Source organism: Streptomyces sp. NPDC050085 (assembly GCF_044460595.1).
GTDB lineage: Bacteria > Actinomycetota > Actinomycetes > Streptomycetales > Streptomycetaceae > Streptomyces.
The window spans coordinates 211,342-228,639 of the sequence record NZ_JBITJZ010000008.1 but is presented as its reverse complement, the minus strand read 5'-3'; the positions used below and the strand labels follow the sequence as shown (position 1 = coordinate 228,639).

Sequence of the window (17,298 nt, the reverse complement as noted above, 5' to 3'; positions counted from 1 at the left end):
GGCAGTCGCACACGATCCGATCCCGGCAGGATCAGCTGGCGGCCTCGAGGTCCACAGGCCCGACGCCCGCCCGGCGCGCGAGCGCTACCGCAGCCAGGGTCGAGTGGACTCCCAGTTTCCCCAGCACGTTCTGCATGTGTGTCCGGACCGTGTGCGGCGACAGGAACAGGCGCTCGGCCACGGCCTTGCGGCCGAGCCCCGCGACCATGCACCGCAGCACCTCACGCTCACGCGGGGTCAGGGACTCCACGAGCCGCTCCGACTCCGTACGGTGCTTGCGTGCCGCGGTCAGCTCCCGCAGCACACCCGTGAGCAGCGCCGGAGGCAGATGCGTCTCGTCGCGCAGCACACCCCGGATGACGGTCAACAGGCGCGACAGGGAACAGTCCTTGGCGACCCAGCCGGACGCGCCGGCCTGCAGCGCGAGGGCCGCGCGGCGCGGATCGTCCCGCTCGGCGAGGACCACCGTACGGACCGCGGGCTGGCCCGAGCGGACGCCCGCGACCAGGGAGATCCCGTCGACGAGGCCGTCCTGGGAGGCCGTGTCGGGCACGACCGTCGGCGGGCGCATGCCGCCGAGCGATGCCGCGCCCAGGTCCGCGTCGACCAGCAGCACATCGAATCTGCGCCCCTCGGCGGCCGCCCGGTCGAGGCAGCGCAGGGCGGCGGGGCCGCTGCCCGCGGCCGACACGTCGACGTCCGGCTCGGCGGCGAGTGCCGCGGCGAGGGACTCGGCGAAGATGCGATGGTCGTCGACGACAAGTACGCGTATGCGAACCACTGAAAACCCCCACTGGTCGGAGGACGACCAACCCAGGTACGGCGCCCGGAGTATCAGGTCGCCGCAGCCCTCACGGCCGCCGCCGTGCCGGAACTGCTACCCCCACTCCGGGCGTCGTACCCGGCTGTCTCGCCCCCTGATCAACACCGGCCCCCACCGGTGCTGTCCTCAGAGTAGGGCCGACGGCCAGGAGGGGAAGGCAATTCACAGAACTGGTTGCTCGTTGACCGGCGGACGACTGTCCAGCGCGTTTATGGTGAGGCACATGTTTCGCATTGAGACAGAAGTCGACAAAGAGCGCCGCCTTCTGCTTCGGTCGCTGCTGAAGGACACCAACACGGCGGCGTCCCCGGCGCTGCGCGAGCTGCGCGGCACCCCCGGGGAGCGCGAAACTCCGCTGCAGGTCTGGGCGTTGGAGGCGGACGGCACGCTGGCCGCCGGCCTGGACGGGCACACGTGGGCGACCTGGCTGCACGTGAACCTGCTGTGGGTCGCCGACCGCCACCGCGGCGCGGGCCTCGGCTCCCGCCTCCTCGCGGAGGCGGAGCGCATCGCCGTCACGGACCGCGGCTGCGCCAACTCCCGCGTAGAGACGTGGGACTTCCAAGCCCCCGGCTTCTATCGGCAGCACGGCTACGACGTCGTCGCCGTCGTCCCCGACTACCCACCCGGGGTCAAGGAATTCACCCTCACCAAGCGGCTCGGCTGAGTCAGTTCTCGCGGCGGGCGCCTGCCGACGGGACCGCGGGGAAGACTCGCGGCGCCGTGTACCCGGCCTCCTCGAAGGCCGCGAGCACCGCCTTCGTGACCGCGTCCGCGTCGCCGGACTCCACGAGCACAATCGCCGAGCCGCCGAAGCCGCCGCCGGTCATCCGGGCACCGATCGCGCCCGACGCGTTGGCCGTGGCCACCACCAGGTCCAGCTCCGGGCAGGAGATCCGCAGGTCGTCGCGGAGCGAGAGGTGGCCCTCGGTGAGGACCGGGCCGATCGCACGGACCCGACCGGCGTCGAGGAGGTCGATGACCTGCTCCACGCGGTGGTCGTCGGTGACGATGTGACGGACGTAGCGGACCACCTTCTCGTCCGCGCCCGAGGCTTCCAACTTCCCGAGCGCGTCGGCCAGTTCGGCGTACGCGACATCGCGAAGGTGCGAGACGCCGAGGATGCGGGCGCCCTCTTCGCAGCCCGCGCGCCGCTCCGCGTACGCCCCGTCGCCCAGCTCGTGCTTGACGCGGGTGTCGACGACGAGGAGCTGCAGCCCCTGGGTGGCGAGGTCGAAGGGGACCTGACGGGTCGACAGGTCGCGGCAGTCCAGGTAGAGGGCGTGGCCCTCGGTGGCGCAGGCGGAGGCCATCTGGTCCATGACGCCGCACGGGACGCCGACGAAGACGTTCTCGGCGCGCTGTGCGAGGACCGCCAACTCCGGGTTCGACAGGCCGAGTTCGAACAGCTCGTTGAGCGCGGCCGCCGTGACGACCTCCAGGGCCGCCGAGGAGGACAGGCCCGCGCCCGTCGGGACCGTGGACGCCAGGTGGATGTCCGCGCCGGTGATCGCGTGGCCCGCGTCCCGCAGCGCCCAGACGACGCCCGCGGGGTACGCGGCCCAGCCGCCCTGCCCGTACTTGCTGAGCGGGGTCAGCTCGTCGACGCGCAGCTCGGCGACCGGGGCGTCGATGTCGGCGGAGTGCAGCCGCAGCACCCCGTCCGACCGCTTGGCCGCGGCCGCGACCGCGGTGTGCGGCAGCGCGAGCGGCATGACGAAGCCCTCGTTGAAGTCGGTGTACTCACCGATGAGGTTGACGCGGCCGGGGGCGGCCCACACTCCGGCGGGCTCGTACCCGTACAACTCACTGAACTGCGCGGCGACAGACATCAGTTGACAGCCCCTACTTCTCCTGGCGGGCCTGGGCGAAGCGCCAGGCGTCGGCGACGATTCCCGCGAGGTCCGCGCGGGACGGGTTCCAGCCGAGGCGCTCGCGCGCGGTGGCGGCGGAGGCCACGAGGACCGCCGGGTCGCCGCCGCGGCGCGGGGCGACGACCTCGGGGATCGGGTGCCCGGTGACCTGGCGGACGGTTTCGACGACCTCGCGGACGGAGAAGCCGTTGCCGTTGCCGAGGTTGCAGATCAGGTGCTCGGCCGGGCGGGCCGCGTCGACCGCCAGCAGGTGGGCCTCGGCGAGGTCGGCGACGTGAATGTAGTCGCGGATGCAGGTGCCGTCGGGCGTCGGGTAGTCGTCGCCGTAGACCGAGATGGCGTCGCGCTGGCCGGCCGCGACCTGGAGGACGAGCGGGATGAGGTGCGACTCGGGGTCGTGGCGCTCGCCGCAACTGCCGTACGCGCCCGCGACGTTGAAGTAGCGCAGCGAGACGGCGGCCAGGCCGTGCGCGTGCGCCTCACCGGTGATCATGTGGTCGACGGCGAGCTTCGAGGCGCCGTACGGAGACGTGGGCGCCGTCGGGTCGGTCTCGGTGATCGGGGTGCTGACCGGCTCGCCGTACGTGGCCGCGGTGGAGGAGAAGACGAGCTTCCTGACGCCCGCCGAGCGCATCGCGGCGAGCAGGGCCATCGTGCCGCCGACGTTGTTGTCCCAGTACTTCTCGGGCTTCACGACGGACTCGCCGACCTGCGAGAAGGCGGCGAAGTGCAGGACGGCGTCGTACGAGGAGTCGAGCCACTTGGCGGCGTCGCGGATGTCGCCCTCGACGAAGGTGGCGCCGGAGGGGACGCCCTCGCGGAAGCCGGTGGAGAGGTTGTCGAGGACGGTGACGTCGTGGCCGGCTTCCAGCAGGTGCTGCGCGACGACACTGCCGACGTAACCGGCACCGCCGGTCACCAGGTACTTACCCATTACTTGCTCGCTACCTCTCGCAGTCGCTCGGCCGCGGTCTCCGGCGGCACGTCGTTGATGAACACGCTCATGCCTGACTCGGAGCCCGCGAGGAACTTCAGCTTGCCGGACGTGCGGCGGATGGTGAAAAGCTCGAGGTGCAGCGCGAAGTCGTCCCGGTTGACGCCCTCGAACTCGTCCAGCGAGCCGAACGGGGCCTGGTGCCAGGCCGCGATGTACGGCGTCACCGGCTGGTCCGCACCGAAGATCCGGTCGAAGCGCCTCAAGAGTTCCAGATAAACCTTGGGGAACTCTGTGCGTGCCGCGTCGTCGAGCCCGAGCAGGTCCGGGACCTGGCGCTTGGGGTAGAGGTGCACCTCGTACGGCCAGTGCGCGGCGTACGGGACGAAGGCGACCCAGTGCTCACCCTCGAGGACGACGCGGCTGCCGTCCTCGATCTCCTGCTCCACCACGTCGGCGAAGAGGTTGCGGCCGCCGGTCTGCTCCTTGTGCTGCGCGAGCGAGCGGAGCATGAGGGCGGTGCGCGGGGTGGTGAAGGGGTAGCCGTAGATCTGGCCGTGCGGGTGGCCGAGGGTGACGCCGATCTCGGCGCCGCGGTTCTCGAAGCAGAAGACCTGCTCGACCGAGTCGAGGTGGGACAGCTCGGCGGTCCGGTCGGTCCAGGCCTCGAGCACGAGCCCGGCCTGCTCCTCGCTCAGATCGGCGAAGGACTTGTCGTGGTCGGAGGTGAAGCAGACCACCTCGCACCGCCCCGAATCCCCGGCGAGCGAGGGGAAGCGGTTCTCGAAGACGACCACGTCGTACGAGGAGTCGGGGATCTCGCTCAGCCGCTCCCCCTCGGACGGGCACAGGGGGCACTCGTCGGCCGGCGGGTGGTACGTCCGTCCCTGCCGGTGCGAGGCGATGGCCACCGAGTCCCCGAGCAGCGGGTCGCGGCGGACCTCGGAGGTGGTGACGGTGCGGTCGAGGGGGCGGTGGTCCACCGCGTCCCGCACGACGTCGTCGCGCGAGTCGTAGTAGATGAGCTCACGACCGTCGGCAAGCCGGGTCGACGTCTTCTTCACGTCCGATGCTCCTCATCGCACCAAGCCAAGCAACAACCAAACAGAACCGAACACAACAAAGCATAAGCCAACAGCAGCGTCAAGGGTTCGGGGTGTGCACCTTCCGCGGCTCGTGATCATTTCCCGACGAGGTCTCGATCACAATCAAACAAAGAACATCATGAGAACTGTTCACTTATTGAAGATGGAGGCGTAGGTTCCGGACTGTTTCAGTTCGCGCAACGAAGCGAGTACTCATGCAGTCCCCCACAATCACGCTGGCGGCAGGGCTTCGACTGCCCACCAACGGCCTCGACTACGCGATCCTCGCGATCTACTTCGTCGTCGTCCTCGGCATCGGCTTCATGGCCCGCCGCTCGGTGAAGACGAGCCTCGACTTCTTCCTGTCCGGGCGCTCGCTGCCCGCGTGGGTCACGGGTCTCGCGTTCGTCGCCGCCAACCTGGGCGCCACCGAGATCCTCGGCATGGCCGCGACCGGCGCGCAGTACGGCGTCGCCGTCGTCCACTGGTACTGGATCGGCGCCATCCCGGCCATGGTCTTCCTCGGCCTGGTCATGATGCCGTTCTACTACCGCTCGAAGGTGCGCTCGGTGCCGGAGTTCCTGCTCCAGCGCTTCGACAAGTCCGCACACCTGCTCAGCTCGATCCTGTTCGCCTTCGCGGCGATACTGATCGCGGGCGTGAACCTCTACGCCCTGTCGATCGTCGTCGAGGCGCTGCTCGGCTGGCCGCAGTGGGTGGCCATCGTGGTCGCGGGCGCCTTCGTCCTCGCGTACATCACGATCGGCGGCCTCTCCTCGGCCATCTACAACGAGGTCCTGCAGTTCTTCGTGATCCTCGCGGCCCTCATCCCGATCTGCATCATCGGCCTCAAGCGCGTCGGCGGCTGGGGCGGCATGACGGACTCCCTCAAGGCCCAGCACGGCGACAACTTCCTGTCGGCCTGGGGCGGCACCGGCATCGGTGACGCCAACCCGCTCGGCGCGAACTGGCTCACGATCATCCTCGGCCTCGGCTTCGTGCTCTCCTTCGGCTACTGGACGACGAACTTCGCGGAGGTCCAGCGCGCCCTGTCGGCCAAGAACCTCTCCGCCGCCCAGCGCACGCCGCTGATCGCCGCCTTCCCGAAGATCTTCATCGTGTTCCTGGTGATGATCCCGGGCATGGTCGCCGCGGTCCTGGTCCCGCAGATCGGCATGAAGGGGTCGGACCTCACGTACAACGACGCGATCCCGTACCTGATGCAGGAGTTGCTGCCGAACGGTGTCCTCGGCATCGCGGTGACCGGCCTGCTCGCCGCCTTCATGGCGGGCATGGCGGCGAACGTGTCGTCCTTCAACACCGTGTTCACGTACGACATCTGGGCCAAGTACGTGAAGACCGACAAGCCCGACGGCTACTACCTGAAGTTCGGCCGGGCGATCACGGCGATCGGCGTGGTCCTCTCGATCGGCACGGCGTTCATCGCCTCGTCGTTCTCGAACATCATGGGCTACCTGCAGACCCTGTTCTCCTTCTTCAACGTCCCGATGTTCGTCGTCTTCATCATCGGCATGTTCTGGAAGCGCGCGTCGATGAAGTCCGGCGTGTGGGGCCTGGTCGCGGGCACGTCCGCGGCGATGCTCAACTACTTCTGGATCTACAAGCAGGGCGTCATCGACATCCCGACCGACCAGGGCGCCAACTTCGTCTCGGCGATCGTCGGCTTCGTGGCCGGCGCGGTGGTCATGGTGGTCGTCACCCTCTTCACGGCACCCAAGCCGGAGGCGGAGCTGGCAGGGTTGGTGTACGGCACGACGGCCCCGGGCCTGGAGGAGCCGCCCGCCGAGGGCGACGACGCCTGGTACCGCAAGCCGGCGCTGCTCGGCTGGGGCGCCATCGTCCTCGCCGCGCTCTGCTACCTCCCCTACTCCCTCTGATCGGAGGTCACTTCCCTCATGTCTGAACTCCAGAACGAAGTCTCCGAGTTGGAGCGCAAGTCCGCCACGGCGGCCCGTCTCTTCGACATCCGGCGCATCATCGGCGGCCTGTTCGTGCTCTACGGCGTCATCGTGACGATCGCCGGGATCACGGCCTCCGACGCCGACCTGAAGAAGGCCGAGAACATCAACATCAACCTGTGGACGGGCCTCGGCATGCTCGCCCTCGGGCTGTTCTTCCTGGTCTGGCTGAAGCTGCGTCCGACGGCTCCGCCTACGCCGGACGAGTCGGAGTAGCCCGCAACTCCCCTGCTGGGGGCCGGAGTTCCCTGCCTGAGGGCATCGAACTCCGGCCCCTTTCCGTTTACCTCACCCGCGCCTGACGGTGACCCCGCCGAGCAGCCCCCAGGCGTCGATCCGCACGGTCGGGCCCCCGGGCTCGCTCGGCCCGCTGTCGTTCACGCCGCCGAGGCGGATGCCGTGCACCTCCACCCGCACGTCCGGACGGACCTTGAGGCTGACGCCGCCGATCAGACTCAGCTTGGTGATGCGGAGTTCGGCGCCGTCGGGGATGTCGATGTCGGTCAGGTCGACGTCGGCGCCGCCGATGAGCGACGCGGTGAGCGTGCGCTCGTGCAGCGTCTCGCCCTTGAGCCGGTGACCACCGATCAGGCTCACCTTGACGTCGGTCTTCTGCGGCTGGGTCCCACCCGTTTTCGTCATGGCAGGAAGGTAAGGGCGGAGGGGTTCGTTCCCCCAGTGACAGGCGGACGTCACTCTTGAATGACAGGTGTCACGCCCTACGCCTCCGGAGGGACCGGGGCGTCCTGGCGATCTGCGGGCATCACCTCGACGGGGCCGTGCTCTACAAGGACGACGCAGGAAACGGGCACCTCGCCCGCTGGACCGCCGGCCATCGTCTCTCTCCCGGCCTTGTCACCTGGCCGCTGAGCACCACCGCCGTCGGCTGGACGGCCGACAAGCCCGTACCGGCGCTGCGTCCCCACACGCGCTACGGCCTGGGCGGCGGGACCAAGGACAACTCGTGGTCCTCGAGCAACGTCACCTTCACCCTCGCCGACACCGAGCGGCTCACCCCCGGGCAGGTCGCCTACGACAAGGTCACGGACAGCGGTGAAGAGAGCCTCACCACCGTGTCCGTGACCGAGTTCGAGAAGGCCGCCTGCGACGACTAGGGCCGGTCAGCTCAGGCTGGTGAAGCCCTTCATCCCGGTGCTGGCCAGCTTCTTGCGGACGTAGAAGCCGCCCTTGTGGTTGGCGTTGTAGACGTAGAGCGCCCCCGCCGGCGTACGGCCGACGATGTCCTGGCGGCCGTCACGGTCGAAGTCGCCGCTGCCGACGATCGCGTTGTACGTGTTCCAACCGCCGCCAATCTTGGTGCGTGCGGAGAAGGCGCCCTTGCCGTTGCCGCGGTACAGCCAGAGCACGCCGGCCTTGTCCCGCGCGACCAGGTCGGGGATGCCGTCGCCCGACACATCGCCCCGGCCCGCCAGGGCGGTGTAGATCTGCCAGCCGCCGCCGATCTTGGTGCGGGCGGCGAAAGCGCCCTTGCCGGTGCCGCGGTACAGCCAGAGCAGTCCGTACTTGTCCCGGCCGAGCAGATCGGGCAGGCCGTCGCCGGTGATGTCGCGGACCGCGACGATCCGGTTGTAGGTGTTCCAGCCGCCGCCGATGCGGGACCGGTAGTAGAAGTCGGGCCCCGTGTCGCTGGCCGGTACCCGGTAGAGGGTGCCGTCGGACTTGCGGGCCAGCAGATCGCCGAAGCCGTCCCCGTTCAGGTCACCGGCCTGCACCACGAAGTTGTAGCCCCGCACGTCGAAGGAGCCGGCGTCGTCGGCCGCGCAACCGACGTGGGAGGTCGAGTCGAGCTCACACTTGTCGACCAGGTCGTTCGACTGCCGCCCGAGGAAACTGCCCGTGTCGTCGTACCGGATGTCGGTGTCCGTGGTCCAGTCGCCGATCAGGGCACGGTACGAGGAGACGCGCGTGTAGAGGCGTACGCCGGAGTGCACACAGCCGGTGGGCCGGGTCGCCGAGAAGCCGATGAGCTTGCCGCCCGCGACGAGCGCGCCGCCCGAGTCCCCCAGGCACTGGTCGGCGTCGGCGACCGGAGGCGCTCCGGGCGCGGGCGCGGTGCACAGCGTGCCCGTCGGCAGCGGGGCGCCGAGCAGCGCGGCACAGTCCGCCGACGACTTGATCACGACCTGCTCGCTGTGCCGGTAGCGCTGGTCCACCCCAAGACCGGTCCAGGAGGAGAAGACCGCCTTGGCCCCGGTGGCGTACAGGGCGCTGTCCGAGGAGGAGGCGAGCACCGGCTTGCCGGAGTTGTTCGGGGTGCGCCGGTTGGTCACCGCGAGCGCGCCCCGGCGGGTGGTCGCGTCGTAGGACGGGTGGATGCGATAGGTGGGGAAGTTCGTGCCGCCGTCCCGCCTGCCGCCGCTGTCGTACGTCCACTCGAAGTCCGGCTCGTTCATACCGGTGAAACAGGCGGGCGTGGCAAGGGTCTTCGTCTTGGACAGCACGATCCCGGTGCACACGCGGACCGCTCCGGTGCCCTCGTCCTCGTAGTAGAGCGGGATCACCCAGGACGGGACGGACACCGCGGCCTGCGCCTCGGGGGCGCTGCCGAGCGCGCCGTTCGACAGGCCGGTGAAGACGATCGCGGAGGCGAGGACCGCCGCCAGGCGACGCGCGAGGCGTGCCGAACGAATGGTGTGCCGCATCAGAACATCCCCTTGTACGCCTGCCAGCCGGTGGCCAGCTTCACTCGGGCCCCGAAGCCGCCCTTGCCGTTGCCGTCGTTGCGGTAGAGCTCGCCGTAGCTGTTGCGCACGACGATGTCGGGGCGGCCGTCGCCGGAGAGGTCCCCGACGCCGACGAGCGCGTTGTACGCGCGCCCCCAGTCCTTGAACACCTGTTGGCGCGCCGCGAACGTGCCGTTGCCCAGGCCGTCGTAGCGCCACAGGCCGCCGTTGCGGTCGTGGCCGATGAGGTCCGCCTTGCCGTCGCCGGTGATGTCCCCGACGCCGGTGATCCGGCCGTACGTCTTCCAGTCGGTGCCGATCCTGACGCGGGCGGCGAGCTTGCCGGCGGACGTGCCGGCGTAGAAGTACATGTCGCCGGTGGTGGTCTGGCGGGCCACCAGGTCGGCCCGGCCGTCGCCGTTCAGGTCGCCGGGCGAGGTCAGCACGTCGTACTGGCTCCAGCCGCTGCCGATGACGGCATGGCTGCTGCCCGGCTGGTAGGCGCCGCCGCACTTGCCGGTGTAGCGGCGCAGTTCGCCGTTCGGCATCCGGGCCAGGAGTTCGGCGCAGCGGTCGCTGCCGGTGTCGCCGAACGGGACGGCGAGCGTGCCGGCCGGCCAGCCACCGCCGGAGGTCTTGTAGGCGAAGCCGCCGGTGCCGTTGGCGATGTGGGTGGTCAGCGTGCCGCTGGAGTTGAGGGTGACCAGGTCGCCGTGCGCGCTGCCGCCCTGGTCGTGGAAGCCCTGCTGGGCGCCGTCCACCCCGAGGTCGTCGCTCGTCGTGTACGTGCCACTGCCGTCGGCGGCCGTCGCGGTGAGGGTCCAGTGGTGCGTGCCGCTGCTGACCCACTGCCCGGCGTCCGTCTTGCCGTCCCACTCGACGACGGGCTCGGTGCCGGGGCGCTCGCTCCTGATCGTACGAACCGTGCGGCCGGCCGCGTCCTTCACCGTGAAGGCCCAGTCCGCGGGCTTGCTCAGCTGCCACGTGCTGGACCACACCTGGCTGCCGGTCGTGGACTTGACGTCGAAGGAGTCCTCGGCGAGATCGGAGTCGATCTTGAAGAGACCCTGTGCGGGGACCCCGCTCTGCACCACGTGGATCGCCTTGTCCTGGCCGACGTACGCGATGTCGCCGCCGAACTTGTCGACGCTCCAGGTCAGCCGCCGCTGGTCCGCGGTGTTCCCGGCCGGCAGGTCCGCGATCTCGCGGGGAGCCGCGGCCGTGTTGGTGTGGAAGTCGGTGAGCAGCAGCTTGCCCGCGGTGCGGTCGTGCCGGACGAGATAGCCGTCGCCGACCAGGGCGGGTCCTGACGGCACGGTGAACTTCTTCTTCGTCGTCCGGTCGTAGACACCCGCGGCGCCGGTGGGCCCGCAGTTCCAGTACACCCAGCGCCCCACGACCTGAAGCTCCTTGACGGAGCAGGGTGCGCCGACCGAGACGGTCTCGACGACCTGCTTCTTCTTCAGGTCGATCGCGCTGACGGAGCCCGCGGCCGAGTTGGCCGTCCACAGCCTGGCGCCCCAGACCGAGGCGGCGGTGATGGGCCGGGTCATGCGCAGGTCCGTGTACCGGTAGGGCGAGGAGTAGTCGACGTACTGCTTGCCGGTCGAGGTCGCGTTGTAGACGTAGAAGTTGCCGGTGGCGTCGACGAAGCGGCCGCCCTTGACGCTGGGCTCCTCGTTCCAGTGAAGGGCGGAAGGGCCGATCCGGATCTCCGCCCGCTCGGCGCCGGTGCTGCTGACGAAGAAGCTCAGCATGTGGCCGTTGCCGGTGTTGCGCATCGGTACGCAGGTGCCTGCGTCGCAGGGCACGTACTCCAGATGGGAACCGTCCGCGAACGGATCGGCGTAGCCGTACCCGACCCGCTCGCTCGCGCTCGTACCGTCCGCCGAGACGGCGCGGGAGACGACGAACCGGTCGCCGTTGGCCCCGCGCTCCACGGTGTGCAGCGTGCCACCGGCGAAGTCGATGCCCCAGACGCCGCTGGTCGCGATGGGGGTCGGCGTGTCCGCCGCCGCCCCTGACGCGGTGAGTCCCGTGAAACTGACGGATGTTGCGGCGGCCAGGACGACGGACATGCGGATCCGCCGGACCGCCCGAGAGCGCATGCGCGCATGCCGGGCCAAGAGGTTCCCTCCCCGAAAACACTGAGATCAGTGAGCACACTGAGAACACTGAGAACGCATCGAGGTCCGGGCCGAGCCCCCCTGGCCACACCCACCTCGCATACGGAGGCCGGATCGTAACAGGCGGGACTTATGTGAGGGAAGAGAAACGAAGAGCGGGCCTACTTGTGAAGATGCCCTCAGGCGGCCGCCCCGAGTTCGCACCAGACCAGCTTGCCCCGGTCTCCGCTGTCGGCCAGCGGATGCCAGCCCCAGCCGTCGGCGCATGCCCGTACGAGGTCGAGGCCGCGACCCGCCTCCGCGTCGGGCGGGGCGAGGAACGGTGGGGTCGGTGGTCGCGGGTCGCCGTCCCAGACGCCGATCCGCAGGACCCCGTCGGTCCAGCGCAGGCGCATCGCCGCCGGGCCCTTGGTGTGGCGTACGGCGTTGGAGACCAGTTCCGTGGCCAACAGTTCGCCCACGTCGGTCAGTTGGGGCTGGCCGTGGAGGGTGAGGATCAGGCGCAGGGTGTGGCGGCTCACCGTGACCGCGCGCGGGTCGTTGGGGATGTACAGCGTGTATTCCCAGGGGGCAGCTGCTTTGAGTTGCGGCATGCGTGAACTCCGTTGGGTCAGCGGGGAGTTGGGCGGTGGCTGTGTCGCCGATGTCATGGCGTGACGGGGCGGTGCGCTTCCGGCCCTGGTGTCGCTGGGCGTTCGCTTCGTCACCGACGGTAGGGCTAAAATTAATGACGGCGCAAGTCGTACGCGTAACCTGACACCCGAACGAGGCGCTCCGCCATGGGTGTTGAAGCGAGGAGTGGTTGATGCCGCCGAGGAAACAGGTCACCGCACGACAGGCTCGCTTGGGCGCCGAGCTGCGCAGGATGCGAGACGCGGCGGGCCTCAAAGCCACCGAAGCGGCAACGCTGATCGGCGCGAGTTCAGCGCAGATGAGCCAGATCGAATTCGGGATCGCCGGCGTCAGCGAAGAGCGGGTGCGCCTGATGGCCGCGCACTACGCCTGTACGGACGAGGCATGGATCGACGGCCTGGTGGCCATGGCGAAGGACCGGACTCGCGGCTGGTGGGAGGCGTACCGAGGGCTGCTGCCCGCCTCGTTCCTCGACCTGTCCGAGCTGGAGTACCACTCCGCCTACCGTTGGGACGTCGACTTCCTGCACGTTCCGGGTCTGCTCCAGACGGAAGGCTACGCGCGGGCGATTCTCGGCTACCGGATCCCCGAACTCCCGGGCCAGGAACTGGATTTGCGGGTCCAGCACCGGCTGGCACGGCGGGTCGTACTGGAGGGCGACAGGCCGACTCCGTACGAGGCCGTGATCCACGAGGCGGCCCTGCGTATCCGCGTCGGCGACCGCTCCGACGCACGGGCCCAGCTCCATCACATCCTGGAATCGACGGAGAGCGGCCGAGCGACCGTGCGCGTCATCCCGTTCGACCTGGACGGTTTCGCCGGAGCGGACAGCGTCATGATGTACGCGGGTGGCCCGGTGCCCAAGCTGGACACGGTCGTGCGCGACGCCCCCCAGGGCAGCGGCTTCATCGATTCCGAGGCTCAACTCGGCGCCTTTCGAACGCGCTTCCATAGGATGGTCGCAGCAGCGCTGGAACCCAGCGCCTCGCGCGAATTCATCCATAGGCTGGCGAAGGAACTGTGAGGCCCACCATGACCCCCGAAGCCGACTGGCAGAAGTCGTCCTTCTCCGGCAGCGGTGACGGCAACAACTGCGTAGAACTGGCCCTCGCCCCGGACAACCACATCCGCCTCCGCGAAAGCGACGACCCCACCACCGAACTCGCCACCGGCGCCGCCCCGTTGGCCCACCTGATCCGCACCCTCAAGGGCTGACCGCGCCCGTCGAGGGCGGCACGCACGACGTCCCGCCCCGCAGCAGCGGGACGGGACGTCGTGAACGAAGAGCGCCGGGCAGGCCTTGCACCTGCATTTCCCCGCAGGAAGCGGGGCGTCTTTCCTTGGACCACCAACGCGTGCCTGCCCACTGCCAGTTGGAGTGGGCGGTGCTTGATCAACTATAGCGGGTGGCGCGGGCCGGTGCACGTCGGGCCGGGAACAGGGACGAGGGCTGCAGGATCTGGCAGCCGAATTCGTCGGCCATGGCGGAGACCAGGGTGTCCGGCACCGAGGACTCCCCCTTCAGGCCGAGGCCCGACGTCGTGACGTGGCCGCTCCGGGCGGAGAAGACGGCGTAGTTGTGGCGCCGGGCGCTGTGGTCGCGCAGCGAGAGCCAGCGCACTCCGGCCATGTCCTCCTTGACCGCCCAGGACGCGAACGCCCGGGACAGGGGGTAGCCCTCGGCCGTCTCGTGGATCAGGCGGGCGTCCACGCCCAGGGCACCGAACACCGCGTTCCTGGTCAGGTCCACCAGGGTCTTGCCGTCGTCCGTGACGGTCAGTTCCGCGAGGGCCCGCTTGTCGACCTCGGCCTGCGGGATGCCGATGCCCGCCACCCGCAGGAACACCTCGATGAACGCCCCCTCGTCGGTCGAGGCCGCGTAGCAGGTGCCCCGGCCCTCGTCGAGGTCGAAGCGGCAGACCTGGCGGCTGCCGTCGCAGAACCACAGGCTCTGTGCGCGACGCCGGAAGATGCGGAACAGGCGGCTGCCGCGGGCCAGTTGGAACGTCACGCTCTCCTCGATCATGACACCAGCCCCGTTACCGTCGCCCGCGCGGAGCCCAGCAGTTCCTCCACGGTGACCTCCGTCAGCACTGTCCTCGGTTCACGGTTGTCCAACTCCGGCTGCCGGGTCGCGGCCCACAGCAGCACGAGCTCCGGCGAGAAGTCCTGGCCAAGGCCGGTGCGGAAGACCTCCAGGACCCGTACGAGCTTGTCGTCGAGGCCGTCCTGCGGGCGCCGGTTGGCGAACTGCCACAGCGGCAGGAACACCTCGTACTTGCCGGACAGGCCCACCAGGCGGCCGCTCTCGACGCCCCGCACCACGTCCTCCCGCGACCGGTCGAGGCCGCTCGCCGCGGTGTCCGCGTCCGCGCACTCGCCGAGCGCCAGATGCCAGGACACGTTGCTCAGGGCGAGCGCCGCCGCGTCGGCGCCGATCACGTGGACCGCCTCCTCGTCCAACTCCCCATCGGATGAGCCGAGTTGACCGTTGTGGCGCCAGCGCCGCTCCAGTTCTTCGCGGAACGCTTCGGTCAGGCTCTCGACCGGGGCCGGTGTCCGCCTCGGCGGGCCGCCGGCCGGAAGCCGCGCCGGGCGGGGCCGCGGCACCGACCTCCGACCACCGCCCGGGCCGCCCGAACCTCCCGAGCCGTCGGCGCGTACCCCGACCTGCTCCCACGCCTTGCGCACCGCCTCCAGTTCGTCGCCGTCGCCGTAACGGCTGCGGGCGCTGGACAACGTCAGCCCGGCGAAGTCGTAGAAGAGGGCACGGCTCCCGAGGCGGCCGCCGGTCAGCGCGTCGAACCAGACCTGTCCCGCCCGCTCCCAGGCGAAGCCGCCGAGGGCCGAGGCGAAGAGGTAGAAGGCGTGGTTGAGGATGCCGGAGTTGATGTGCACGCCGCCGTTGTCACGGCTGGTGCGGACGTAGTCGTCCATGGTCGCGGGCTGCGGGTCCCTGCCGAGCCGGTCGTCGTCGTAGGCCGTGCCGGGGGCCTTGAGGGAGCGCAGGCTATGACCCGTCACCTGCGGCCGCAGCAGCCCCGCGCCGATCAGCCAGTCCGCCTCGTCCGCCGTCTGGCCGAGCGCGTACTGCTTGACGAGGGAGCCGAAGACGTCCGCGAGCGACTCGTGGATCGCGCCGGGCTGGCCGAAGTAGGAGAGTCCGGCGGTGAACTGGACGATGCCGTGGGCCAGTTCGTGCCCGATGACGTCGAGGGGGACGGTGAAGTCGCCGAAGATCTCGCCGTCCCCGTCCCCGAAGAGCAGCCGCTCGCCGTTCCAAAAGGCGTTGCTGTAGCCCTCGTTGACATGGACCGTGGCCTCCAGCGGCAGGCCCGCGCCGTCGAGGGAGTCCCAGCCGTACACCCCGTGGATCAGGTCGAAGGTGGCGCCGAGCCCCGCGTAGGCGCGGTTGGCGGCGGCGTCCCTGCCGGGGGCGCCGCCCTCCGTGCGCACCACCGCCGCGTTCTCCCCTGGACCGCGCCCGGCGTCACGGACCGTGCGATACGGGACCCCCGGGTCGCCCGCGGGCCGCGCGTCGCCGACGTGCGCTTCGGTCTCCGAGATCAACTGCCGCCTCGCCCGCTGGAAGGCATCGGTCTCCAGGGCGCGCCAGGCGGGCCCGGACACGGCGGGATCCTCGCTGCGGGCCAGTACCTCAAGCACGTGCGGCCCCACGACGGAACAGAAGACCGGCGGTTGCTCGTCCGGGTGCCCGTCCGGCTGCTCGTCCGATGGTCCGTCCACGACGCCTCCCTCGCCCGGGCTCATCGCCCGCCGCTCACTCCCAGGTCCATCCGCATCTGCTCCCGCATCCCGCGCAGCGCCGCCCAGTGCGCCTCCACCCGCTCGCGCGCGGTCTCCAGGGATTCGCCGGGTTCGGGGCGCCCCTCCTCCAGGCGTCTGACCATGCCGTACGTGTCACCGAGTTCGTTGTTGACGGCTCCGGCGAGAGCGAGCACCGGCTCGGGCACGATCAACTGGGCTTCCGCATAGCGGTCCCGGTGCACGGTGCGGGCCTGCTCCAGTTGCTGCGCCGCCTCGGTGAGCGGCTCGCCGCGCCGCATCGCGTGCACCATGTCGACGAGCGACGCCAGGTACTGGCGTGACGCCATGTTCAGGGACACGTAGACGCCGCGCCGCAGGTTCCAACTGGTCTGTTCCCGCTGGAGTTTCAGGTCGGCGGCGTGCCGCCGCTCCGCGGCGTCGAGGTCCCGTCGCTTCGCCCGGTCGGCCGCCCCCTGGGTCAGCAGCGCGGACAGCAGCGTGCCGACGACACCGATCACGCCGACCACCAGGGCCACCGTCGTCGCGCTCATCGCGCCTCCCCCCGCCACCTCCTGGGCGCCCAGAACCCGGGACAGTCGCATGGTGACACCGCACCGCCCCGCCGCACAGGGGCTATTCGTCCCCTTCCGGGGCGGGTGAGGGCGTGGGCAGTGGTCCTGCCCGGTCGAGCAGGCCCGTGCGCGCGGCGAGCGCCGCCGCTTCGAGGCGCGAGCCCACCCCCAGTTTCATCAACACCCGCTGCACGTGCGTACGGGCGGTGCTCGGCGCTATGCCCATCCCCGCCGCGATCAGCCGCGTGTCCTCCCCGTCGGCGACCCGGACCAGGACCTCGATCTCGCGTGGCGTCAGCATCTGGAGCAGGCGCTGGCCCTCGTCGTCGGGCTGGGCCGCGGGGTTGAGCAGTTCGCTGAACGCGCCCTGCAGCAGCGCCGGAGCCACCGCCGCCTCGCCCGCCCGCGCCTTCATCAGGGCCCGCTCGACTCCTTCGATGCGCTCGTCATGACGTACGTATCCGGAGGCGCCGGCCGCGAAGGCCGCCGCGATGCCGCGCGGGGACGGGACCGGGCCGAGGACCACGACCGCCACCTGGGGCCGCTCGCGCTTGATGCGGACCACCGGATCGAACGTGCCCGGTTCGGCCGGGGTCGCCGTGCCGATGAGACAGACCTCGGGCGCCCGGGAGATGACCAGTTCGGCGGCGCCCGCGGCGGGCGCGGCCGCGGCGAGCACCCGGTGCCCGCGCAGTTTCAGGGCCGAGGCGAGTGCCTCGGCGAGCAATCGGTGGTCGTCGACCACCATGAGCCGCACACCCATTGAGCCAACCCCCCAGTTCGCCCCGGGAGTCGCAGTGGTCTCCCGGGCCCCCCATGG

17 protein-coding genes and 1 pseudogene are annotated in these 17,298 nt (G+C 70.2%); 6 read left to right on the top strand and 12 right to left on the bottom strand.

Annotation, left to right across the window (positions count from 1 at the left end; all coding sequences use genetic code 11):
- Positions 1 to 31: 31 nt before the first annotated feature.
- Positions 32 to 781 (bottom strand): response regulator transcription factor, encoded by a 750-nt coding sequence (locus ACIBUY_RS28630; protein WP_365566187.1) that lies wholly within the window; start codon positions 779 to 781, stop codon positions 32 to 34.
- A gap of 265 nt (positions 782 to 1,046) precedes the next feature.
- Here ACIBUY_RS28630 and ACIBUY_RS28625 point away from each other — a divergent pair, with 265 nt between their 5' ends.
- Entirely contained in the window at positions 1,047 to 1,490 is a 444-nt protein-coding gene (locus tag ACIBUY_RS28625) for a GNAT family N-acetyltransferase (RefSeq protein WP_399154163.1), read from the top strand.
- A 1-nt stretch (position 1,491) separates the two neighbouring features.
- Here the strand turns inward: ACIBUY_RS28625 and galK are convergent, their stop codons facing one another.
- The 3 genes from galK to galT are packed head-to-tail and all read right to left on the bottom strand — an operon-like array spanning position 1,492 to position 4,695.
- Positions 1,492 to 2,655, bottom strand: a complete 1,164-nt coding sequence (gene galK, locus ACIBUY_RS28620; RefSeq protein WP_399154162.1) for a galactokinase — start codon at positions 2,653 to 2,655, stop codon at positions 1,492 to 1,494.
- A 13-nt stretch (positions 2,656 to 2,668) separates the two neighbouring features.
- Positions 2,669 to 3,631 (bottom strand): UDP-glucose 4-epimerase GalE, encoded by a 963-nt coding sequence (gene galE / locus ACIBUY_RS28615; protein ID WP_365566183.1) that lies wholly within the window; start codon positions 3,629 to 3,631, stop codon positions 2,669 to 2,671.
- Positions 3,631 to 4,695, bottom strand: a complete 1,065-nt coding sequence (galT, locus tag ACIBUY_RS28610; protein WP_399154161.1) for a galactose-1-phosphate uridylyltransferase — start codon at positions 4,693 to 4,695, stop codon at positions 3,631 to 3,633. Before galT ends, galE begins: the two co-directional genes overlap by 1 nt.
- Positions 4,696 to 4,931: 236 nt before the next feature.
- Between galT and ACIBUY_RS28605 the strand changes: the two genes are divergently transcribed.
- Both ACIBUY_RS28605 and ACIBUY_RS28600 read left to right on the top strand, forming a co-directional pair.
- Positions 4,932 to 6,614 carry a sodium:solute symporter family protein gene (locus ACIBUY_RS28605; RefSeq protein ID WP_365566180.1) on the top strand — a complete coding sequence of 561 codons (1,683 nt, stop codon included), beginning with the start codon at positions 4,932 to 4,934 and terminating at the stop codon, positions 6,612 to 6,614.
- Between the two features lie 18 nt (positions 6,615 to 6,632).
- Positions 6,633 to 6,911: a hypothetical protein gene (locus tag ACIBUY_RS28600; RefSeq protein ID WP_164301448.1), complete on the top strand. Its 279-nt coding sequence runs from the start codon at positions 6,633 to 6,635 to the stop codon at positions 6,909 to 6,911.
- A 72-nt stretch (positions 6,912 to 6,983) separates the two neighbouring features.
- On the opposite strand, the gene ACIBUY_RS28595 is transcribed toward ACIBUY_RS28600, so the two are convergent.
- Entirely contained in the window at positions 6,984 to 7,337 is a 354-nt protein-coding gene (locus ACIBUY_RS28595) for a hypothetical protein (protein WP_365566178.1), read from the bottom strand.
- Positions 7,338 to 7,474: 137 nt separating this feature from the next.
- Here ACIBUY_RS28595 and ACIBUY_RS28590 point away from each other — a divergent pair, with 137 nt between their 5' ends.
- Positions 7,475 to 7,810, top strand: a complete 336-nt coding sequence (locus tag ACIBUY_RS28590; RefSeq protein ID WP_399154160.1) for a hypothetical protein — start codon at positions 7,475 to 7,477, stop codon at positions 7,808 to 7,810.
- Positions 7,811 to 7,816: 6 nt separating this feature from the next.
- Here ACIBUY_RS28590 and ACIBUY_RS28585 read toward each other — a convergent pair whose 3' ends face one another.
- The 3 genes from ACIBUY_RS28585 to ACIBUY_RS28575 all read right to left on the bottom strand — a co-directional run bounded on the left by ACIBUY_RS28585 (position 7,817) and on the right by ACIBUY_RS28575 (position 12,098).
- Positions 7,817 to 9,358: an FG-GAP-like repeat-containing protein gene (locus tag ACIBUY_RS28585; protein ID WP_399154159.1), complete on the bottom strand. Its 1,542-nt coding sequence runs from the start codon at positions 9,356 to 9,358 to the stop codon at positions 7,817 to 7,819.
- Positions 9,358 to 11,487: an FG-GAP-like repeat-containing protein gene (locus ACIBUY_RS28580; RefSeq protein ID WP_399154158.1), complete on the bottom strand. Its 2,130-nt coding sequence runs from the start codon at positions 11,485 to 11,487 to the stop codon at positions 9,358 to 9,360. The genes ACIBUY_RS28585 and ACIBUY_RS28580 overlap by 1 nt, the downstream gene beginning before the upstream one ends.
- A gap of 197 nt (positions 11,488 to 11,684) precedes the next feature.
- Positions 11,685 to 12,098, bottom strand: coding sequence for an ATP-binding protein (locus ACIBUY_RS28575; protein ID WP_399154157.1), 414 nt, complete (start codon positions 12,096 to 12,098; stop codon positions 11,685 to 11,687).
- Between the two features lie 212 nt (positions 12,099 to 12,310).
- On the opposite strand from ACIBUY_RS28575, the gene ACIBUY_RS28570 reads away from it, so the two are divergent.
- Together ACIBUY_RS28570 and ACIBUY_RS28565 are read left to right on the top strand one after the other, a co-directional pair.
- Positions 12,311 to 13,162 carry a helix-turn-helix transcriptional regulator gene (locus ACIBUY_RS28570; protein ID WP_365566169.1) on the top strand — a complete coding sequence of 284 codons (852 nt, stop codon included), beginning with the start codon at positions 12,311 to 12,313 and terminating at the stop codon, positions 13,160 to 13,162.
- An 8-nt stretch (positions 13,163 to 13,170) separates the two neighbouring features.
- Positions 13,171 to 13,353 carry a DUF397 domain-containing protein gene (locus ACIBUY_RS28565; RefSeq protein ID WP_365566167.1) on the top strand — a complete coding sequence of 61 codons (183 nt, stop codon included), beginning with the start codon at positions 13,171 to 13,173 and terminating at the stop codon, positions 13,351 to 13,353.
- 178 nt (positions 13,354 to 13,531) lie between these two features.
- On the opposite strand, the gene ACIBUY_RS28560 is transcribed toward ACIBUY_RS28565, so the two are convergent.
- The 4 genes and pseudogenes from ACIBUY_RS28560 to ACIBUY_RS28545 form a co-directional block, all read right to left on the bottom strand.
- Positions 13,532 to 14,164: an RES family NAD+ phosphorylase gene (locus tag ACIBUY_RS28560; protein ID WP_365566166.1), complete on the bottom strand. Its 633-nt coding sequence runs from the start codon at positions 14,162 to 14,164 to the stop codon at positions 13,532 to 13,534.
- 632 nt (positions 14,165 to 14,796) lie between these two features.
- A pseudogene (locus ACIBUY_RS28555) lies at positions 14,797 to 15,909 on the bottom strand (M4 family metallopeptidase); the annotation flags it as partial.
- On the bottom strand, positions 15,906 to 16,457 hold the full coding sequence (locus tag ACIBUY_RS28550) for a hypothetical protein (RefSeq protein ID WP_365566164.1): 552 nt from the start codon (positions 16,455 to 16,457) through the stop codon (positions 15,906 to 15,908). The pseudogene ACIBUY_RS28555 and the gene ACIBUY_RS28550, both read right to left, overlap by 4 nt.
- 82 nt (positions 16,458 to 16,539) lie before the next feature.
- Complete coding sequence (locus tag ACIBUY_RS28545) at positions 16,540 to 17,241, bottom strand: LuxR C-terminal-related transcriptional regulator (protein WP_365566162.1); 702 nt, start codon at positions 17,239 to 17,241, stop codon at positions 16,540 to 16,542.
- Positions 17,242 to 17,298 lie beyond the last annotated feature (57 nt).

Excerpts from the sequence above, each read along its gene's own strand:
- ACIBUY_RS28575 (WP_399154157.1), bottom strand. The coding sequence starts at position 12,098 with ATGCCGCAACTCAAAGCAGCTGCCCCCTGGGAATACACGCTGTACATC.
- ACIBUY_RS28585 (WP_399154159.1), bottom strand. The coding sequence starts at position 9,358 with ATGCGGCACACCATTCGTTCGGCACGCCTCGCGCGTCGCCTGGCGGCG.
- ACIBUY_RS28545 (WP_365566162.1), bottom strand. The coding sequence starts at position 17,241 with ATGGGTGTGCGGCTCATGGTGGTCGACGACCACCGATTGCTCGCCGAG.
- ACIBUY_RS28550 (WP_365566164.1), bottom strand. The coding sequence starts at position 16,457 with ATGAGCGCGACGACGGTGGCCCTGGTGGTCGGCGTGATCGGTGTCGTC.
- galE (WP_365566183.1), bottom strand. The coding sequence starts at position 3,631 with ATGGGTAAGTACCTGGTGACCGGCGGTGCCGGTTACGTCGGCAGTGTC.
- ACIBUY_RS28580 (WP_399154158.1), bottom strand. The coding sequence starts at position 11,487 with ATGCGCTCTCGGGCGGTCCGGCGGATCCGCATGTCCGTCGTCCTGGCC.
- ACIBUY_RS28560 (WP_365566166.1), bottom strand. The coding sequence starts at position 14,164 with ATGATCGAGGAGAGCGTGACGTTCCAACTGGCCCGCGGCAGCCGCCTG.
- ACIBUY_RS28605 (WP_365566180.1), top strand. The coding sequence starts at position 4,932 with ATGCAGTCCCCCACAATCACGCTGGCGGCAGGGCTTCGACTGCCCACC.
- ACIBUY_RS28570 (WP_365566169.1), top strand. The coding sequence starts at position 12,311 with ATGCCGCCGAGGAAACAGGTCACCGCACGACAGGCTCGCTTGGGCGCC.
- galK (WP_399154162.1), bottom strand. The coding sequence starts at position 2,655 with ATGTCTGTCGCCGCGCAGTTCAGTGAGTTGTACGGGTACGAGCCCGCC.
- ACIBUY_RS28625 (WP_399154163.1), top strand. The coding sequence starts at position 1,047 with ATGTTTCGCATTGAGACAGAAGTCGACAAAGAGCGCCGCCTTCTGCTT.
- ACIBUY_RS28600 (WP_164301448.1), top strand. The coding sequence starts at position 6,633 with ATGTCTGAACTCCAGAACGAAGTCTCCGAGTTGGAGCGCAAGTCCGCC.
- ACIBUY_RS28565 (WP_365566167.1), top strand. The coding sequence starts at position 13,171 with ATGACCCCCGAAGCCGACTGGCAGAAGTCGTCCTTCTCCGGCAGCGGT.
- ACIBUY_RS28595 (WP_365566178.1), bottom strand. The coding sequence starts at position 7,337 with ATGACGAAAACGGGTGGGACCCAGCCGCAGAAGACCGACGTCAAGGTG.